The sequence below is a fragment of the Sphingomonas sp. CFBP 13714 genome, assembly GCF_014842205.1.
Classification (GTDB): Bacteria; Pseudomonadota; Alphaproteobacteria; order Sphingomonadales; family Sphingomonadaceae; genus Sphingomonas; species Sphingomonas aerolata.
Map to the genome: position 1 here is coordinate 1 of NZ_JACYVG010000023.1, position 6,145 is coordinate 6,145.

Here is a 6,145-nt window from a genome sequence, read left to right on the forward strand (position 1 = left end):
CTCTCCTCACGGAGCCTGAATCAGAGCGCGCCTCTCACATCAATGGGTCCTGACCCTAAGTCGAATGCGCTACTGGTAAGACAAATCAGCTATCGAGTAGCAGGGCTCAACAGATACTTTCTACAGGCGTCTATTAATAAATAATGTGTGTCAATGGTAATATAATAGAAAACAGTGCCTTACGACTTGAACAGGTCACCTTCGATTGCTTGATATATAGCCATGTTAATAACCGCAGCCCTTGCCTGTCCCGTTCGATTAGCGATTTGATCTACCCGCTCGAGCAGTTCCGGCGCGATCGTCAACGTAATCTGCCGTTTATTTCCCTTCTTAATCCCCTTCTCGTACTCCGCTCCCGCCGCTTTTGTTACCGTCGAACCATCTGGCGCTCCGCTAATAAATGCGTCTTGCGCCGCGGTTTTCAGGGTATTGCCAGCCAATTTTGGCCGTTGAGTGATTGCCATGGCGAACCAGTCCTTATAATTGTATTATAACATTAAAAAGCGATGAAATTAGCATGTTCAGCTCGCCGGTTGCTTTAACATCCCTGCTGGGTAATTCGGAGACTGCGAGGCCCGCACCGGCAGCGTTGCTAAAGGCCTTTCTGCGCCTAATTGGGGACGGGAGGTATTTGAACTGAGGAACATCCTTCACCGCAGCTTCCGCCTCAGCGTTGTCCGTTGACTTATCGCCTGGGTCCGCCTGGTTCATCACGGCAAAACACCGAAGGCCATCTCGCACACTCTTAGCCTCATCGATAAGTGAAGCCATGTCATCCAGCGCCCATACGTCGTACGACCGCGGGGCAAACGGCACGAGCAGTACGTCGGAGAGCACGAGAGCCGCACGAAGTGCGGTGGAGTCGCGTCCTCCAGCGTCAATTATTATCTCCTGCCACTTGTGTCGCTGCTGCTGCACCTGAGCACGTAACGCAGGGCCATCAGGATACTGAGCGCAGGCAATTCCCGGAAGCCGCCCAGACTGTGCCCGTGCTGCGATAGCCGCAGCTGCTGTTCCCTGACGGTCACCGTCAATAAGCCACACATCACGGCCAGAGAGTGCTCGAGAAATTGCTATCTGCACCGCTAAGGTGGTTTTTCCCACACCACCCTTCGTATTTCCTATCGTTATAATCACAAATGTACCCCAAAAGGATATTAACACGACGATATGTATTTGCCTGAGTTTATTGCGTCAATCTGTTAAATCGGAATTCACTCCTTTGGATATTAAAGCACACTGTATTGCATGCTTTTTGCAATGGCTCGTACGATGCTGCCATCCGGTTCGTGGGGGTGTGATAGACGATTATTGATCTGATCTGCTGTAGATCTGACCGGTTGCCACTGGTAGTTGAAAGCCGAACGGATCACCGAGATGTGTGACGATCAAAGACGACTAGAGCGTTCCAACAACCGATCGATATCAGCCATGCTTGCATCGAGGTCGGCCGTGGCAAGGGCCAGCGGCCCGTCCTCCAGGATAGCGGGTTGCTCGACCAAAAGCTGACGTTGCGTCGGTTGAATACGACCGCCTGCTGCGAGGGTAACAAGACCGGCACGAGCGAGCGCATCCGCCTGAATATCGGCCCCGGCTCGAGACAGACTTAGCGCCCGTGCAAGCTGGACCCGCCGCAGCGGGCCTGCCGCAACAATGAGCGCCCACGCGTCGCGCGCGCGCGCGTTGCGGGATAAGCCGGCGAGTGAGTCGCGACCGCGGACGAGTGCGGCCTCGATGCGCTCCAACTCCGAAAGCGCTCCCAATGCCGCATGACTGCTATGGTCAATAAGAGCAGCTGATCGTTCAGTGTCCTCAAGATCAAGGCGAAATGCTGTACGCGGGATGATCCCCGTGACGGACGGCACGGTGCCGCGAGCGAGAAGCGTAAGGTTTAGGGCCCAGCATCCAGCAGGCTCAGCCGCAACGTATTGACGCATTGATCGAGAGGGCAGGGAGATTACGGCGTCATGTCCGTGACCTTCGGCAAAATCCGGCGTGGTGATCAGATTGTCGACCGCAGCAGCGGCACAAGTCAGTCCCTGAAGCGGATGATCTGGACCAAAGTCGGCCAGTCCACAGGCTCGGGTGAGGGGGCCACCGGCAGGAACCTGCCCCACCGCGTCGTGGGCGGCGTTGAGCAACGCCAGCGCATCGGCGTCGAAACCACGCGTCGCGTTGACCATGCGAACAATGGTTGTGGCCGCTTCCGCGATTGCCGACACACCGTTGGCAGCGAGCCAAAGTACGACAGCGTCGCGGCGCGGGTCGTCGGTCATTAGGACCGAGCTAGGATCGCTGCTTGGCTGGTGCGCAGGGCCGACATCACCGCCGCCGGCGTCGCGCCGATACGCACGCCATGCGCCGGCAACGGCTGCCAAGCGGGCAACGCTGCGGATTTCAGGGGACGCAAAGCGCACTGCGCCAGCCAGTCGACCGAACGCGTATCCAAGCGAAATGAGATCAAGGGAAGGCATCGCAAAGGTAATGCGCTAGTAATTCGAAAATTACTAGGCAGCACCTTTTGGCAATTGTGATCACTTACCATAATCGGACATTATGGTAAGTACAGGGGTGTGCTCTTATGTCGAAATTCAGGATAAACTCAACCAGCCGGCAGGCGCTGCATGAGTGAGATTGTCGTCCACCGTACAGACGGGGAGGCGTTGCCGGTCCGCACAGCGCGGGGGTTGATTGAGCCAATCGATGCCCGTGTTACCCGGTTGCTTGGCCTTGCGCTGCCCGCTGATGCCGGCCCAGTCAGCGAGATCGGCTTCGCCGCGCAGCTCGGCGCTATGGCCGCAGCGAGCAAGGCGGCACTGGCTTCGGACCTCGCCTGCTATTTGCGCTGGTGTGAGGACATCCGTGTCGCCCCGCTGCCCGCAGAGCCCGAAAACCTGGTCCGCTACATCGCCATGCTCGAGGCGCAAGGCGCTAAGCCCGCGACGGTCGCCCGGCGGGTTGCCAGTCTTGCCACCGCACACAGCCTTTCAGGAATGCAGGAGAGGGGGCATGCGCCCACCAGCCACGTCATGGTCCGCGCCGCGCTCAAGGGCCTGCGCCGACGGCGTGGCGCTGCTCAGCGCCAGGCTGCCCCGTTGCGCTTCGGGGCCTCGCTAGATCCTCATACCAAGGGGTTCACGTTGACGGCGCTGCTTGGCGCCTGTGGCGGCGATTTGCAAGGCTTGCGCGATGCCGCGCTGCTGTCGCTCGGTTATGACGCTGGATTGCGCGTCAGCGAGCTCGTCGCGGTCGCCGTCGCGCACATCGATCCACACAGCGATGGCTCGGCGCTCCTGTTCATTCCATCATCCAAGACCGATCAGGAAGGGCAGGGGGCCTGGGGCTGGCTGTCAGCGGACACGATGCGCCGGGTCGGGGCCTGGCTGGTCGCGAGCGCCATCACCGAGGGGCCGGTCTTCCGCCGCGTGGGGGTCGATCGGCGCCGTTTGCGCGCCGCGGTCCCGCCGATGGCGTACGAGGCGATCCCGGGGCACACACGGCACTGGCAGGAGAAGCTCAAGGGCAAGAGGGCGGAGCCGGCGCGGACGGTGTATACCGTTGGTACGGCCTCGCTTAGCCGGCAGGGCGTCAACGGGATCTATCGGCGGGTGGCGCTGAGTGCATTCGATCAGGGGCTGGTCGAGATGCCGATCGCGAAGGTTGAGGAAGCGGCTAGGGCGCTATCGAGCCACTCGCCGCGGGTAGGGCTGACGCAGGATCTGTTTGCGGCCGGGGAGGACGGCGTTGGCATTGCCCAGGCACTCCGTTGGTCGTCGCCATCGACGGCACTGCGCTATGGGCGGAAGCTTGCCGCCAGGAGCAATGTTGCAGCGCGCGTGCTGTCGAAGATCAGAGGCTGATAATCGCGTTACCCGGTGAATCTTACGGGACAGACAGCGGTCCCGGCAGCTGCCGCGGAAACCACGTCAGGAGGACATCCGACAGGTCTGCTGCAACAACCGAGGGTTCGCCCGTCCGCGTCCCGCTAGCGCGCACCGTGGTCGCCTGCCCTTTCCATACGACGTGATTATCGCGGCGCAGCGTCACGGTCACTTCGAGACGGGTCACGATAAGTCCGTGCAATTGATCTTTCCCCGAAGGCAGGGTCAGCGACAGGCCTCCAAGGCCAGCAGCCACGCTTGGTCGGTCTGATCGGTCGTTGCCTGACCGGACAACGCCACGCTGTGTCTGCGATACCTCAACCTTGGCGACGTAAAGACTGTGGTTCGGGTCGGGCAGGGGCAGGAAAGGTGTTCGAAGGAAGGTTCGTTGAACCGCGTCCGTGAACGTTCTCGTGATAGCGGGAGACGTGGTCGAACTATCAGCAGCGACGATCGCTATCGTGCCCGGCTGCACCACGGATCCGGCAACCGGAGATTGCACTAGGGCTGCGGCCGCAGCGAACAGGAGAACGTACATCTGACAGGCGCCGATCAATTACAGGAGTGAGGAGCGCCAACGGCATCGCGCCGGCAATCCGCGTTAAAAGTGGTGATAAACCGTGATCGAATGCCGATCGTGATCGCGCTCTCCGTTCGAGAGCCCTCTATTCGAGCTTCTCGACATGTCGATCAGCCCATTCCTTGCCCTCATCGCCTCCCCAGAGAAGCCAGGCGATATAGCCGGCAGAAGGATCAGTGTCCGATCCCCACTCATGTGTTTTACCGTCTTTATCGACCTCGTGACGCGCGAAGTAGCTATGCATCGACTTCACATCTTCGGCGGTCACATCGTCCTGCGCTGCCAGTTGTTCGGCACGGCGAAATCCGACGTCCGTGCCGCCTCGTTCAAAATCCTCCCGCAACTTTAGCCCCTTCTTCGCATTGGCGGCGATTTTAGCAGTTGGTTTGAACGTATTGGACATCATGCTCTCCCTGTAGCAGCGTTCAAAACGCCTAGATTTTGGAACATATCCCTGAGGGGGGAGCGGCGGAATTCGCCTGTGGTCATCTCGGGTGATGCTGGATGACTTGGCCATCGGGTCGGGCGGCCGAGACGGTATTCTAGGGGCTGGGTGTATTCCAACAGTAAGCATTTGATTCGCTGAATTGATGGCAAACTCGCCCCGTTTGAAAGGCCTTAGAGCGAGCAAAGGAGATCGACATGGTGATCCAACAGCCGAACAGTTTACCTGACGACGTTAAGCCAAAGCCGCACGACGCAAATAGCGCTGCGACCGTTTTAAACGATGTACAAATGACCGAAATGCCGGGGGGGGTGGGCGTTGCTAATGCCGCGGATGGGGAAAACTCAGTGATGGTGCAACTCTGCACAGCCCCATCGACGTGGCAGTTCCGCATGGCGGTGGTGGTAACCCAACTCGTGAGGCGCAGCTTAGGTCTTTGGATGATGACCCCGAGGAGCCGCATCCCAATTTGGACTGATCACCCTATTCAACGACTGCAGCTGGGGACTCTTGCATGGCCTTGAACGCGTTCTCCACGACCCGCCAACGATATCACCGGAACCCGATGTTCTTACTTGCAGTACTTATCCAGTTATGCTGCCACTGCTCACTTGCCCTATTCACGCCGCATCTTCGAACTAGAGCCAGCTATTCCCCGCAAGTCGGCAGCTGCGTTTTGGTTCCGATGGTGGAAGGGGCCGAACAAAAATCGCTCATCATTTTAAACGTAATCCAGGGGCCTAACGTCGTCTCCAAGGACGGCATTGGATTAATCGATCAAACGCGCGTCAAACTCTGTCCATATGATTCAGCGGGCTGCAGCGGTCTGCTTTGTAAAAATCGAGATGTCCTCCAGTGCGGCGATTGACATACTTAGATGGGCAGCTGGCAGAGCTAGCCCCATACGGTCCATGATAATGAGGGCCTGTTTCATCAGAGACAATGCTTCGATGGCATCAGTCATTTCAATATTTTCCACTAATACAAGTTTGCGATTAATTTGTTCTATGATTTATAATAGCGCGTCGCAAACGCGCTTTCCTAGTAACTGTGATTGACTGCGTGATTTTACGATATGACGGCTGTTACGATTAATAAATAAGCAACCATATGAACGCACTACACCTCAACCATAAGGCATAACAGCGGTACGCCTTTAAAAAGACGACTTTAAATCTTGTCAATTGGCTTAAGATATTCACGAATTTATTGCTACGAGCAGGTTAAAGCCCCCCCCCC

General features: G+C 57.7%; 7 protein-coding genes. 1 reads left to right on the forward strand and 6 read right to left on the reverse strand.

Annotated elements, in window-relative coordinates:
- Positions 1-179: 179 nt before the first annotated feature.
- From IFT54_RS20025 to IFT54_RS20035, 3 genes are all read right to left on the reverse strand, one after another.
- Positions 180-464: a CopG family transcriptional regulator gene (locus IFT54_RS20025; protein ID WP_192071964.1), complete on the reverse strand. Its 285-nt coding sequence runs from the start codon at positions 462-464 to the stop codon at positions 180-182.
- A gap of 13 nt (positions 465-477) precedes the next feature.
- Positions 478-1,164, reverse strand: a complete 687-nt coding sequence (locus IFT54_RS20030) for an AAA family ATPase (RefSeq protein ID WP_342212704.1) — start codon at positions 1,162-1,164, stop codon at positions 478-480.
- 224 nt (positions 1,165-1,388) lie between these two features.
- Positions 1,389-2,276: a hypothetical protein gene (locus tag IFT54_RS20035; protein WP_192071965.1), complete on the reverse strand. Its 888-nt coding sequence runs from the start codon at positions 2,274-2,276 to the stop codon at positions 1,389-1,391.
- Between the two features lie 348 nt (positions 2,277-2,624).
- Here IFT54_RS20035 and IFT54_RS20040 point away from each other — a divergent pair, with 348 nt between their 5' ends.
- Positions 2,625-3,860 (forward strand): integrase, encoded by a 1,236-nt coding sequence (locus tag IFT54_RS20040; RefSeq protein ID WP_192071966.1) that lies wholly within the window; start codon positions 2,625-2,627, stop codon positions 3,858-3,860.
- Between the two features lie 22 nt (positions 3,861-3,882).
- On the opposite strand, the gene IFT54_RS20045 is transcribed toward IFT54_RS20040, so the two are convergent.
- The 3 genes from IFT54_RS20045 to IFT54_RS20055 form a co-directional block, all read right to left on the reverse strand.
- The gene (locus IFT54_RS20045) at positions 3,883-4,068 is read right to left on the reverse strand and encodes a hypothetical protein (RefSeq protein ID WP_192071967.1); all 186 of its coding nucleotides are present in this window, start codon (positions 4,066-4,068) and stop codon (positions 3,883-3,885) included.
- Between the two features lie 478 nt (positions 4,069-4,546).
- Positions 4,547-4,867 (reverse strand): hypothetical protein, encoded by a 321-nt coding sequence (locus tag IFT54_RS20050; protein ID WP_197984767.1) that lies wholly within the window; start codon positions 4,865-4,867, stop codon positions 4,547-4,549.
- Positions 4,868-5,714: 847 nt separating this feature from the next.
- Positions 5,715-5,870 carry a hypothetical protein gene (locus tag IFT54_RS20055; protein WP_192071968.1) on the reverse strand — a complete coding sequence of 52 codons (156 nt, stop codon included), beginning with the start codon at positions 5,868-5,870 and terminating at the stop codon, positions 5,715-5,717.
- Positions 5,871-6,145: the final 275 nt, after the last annotated feature.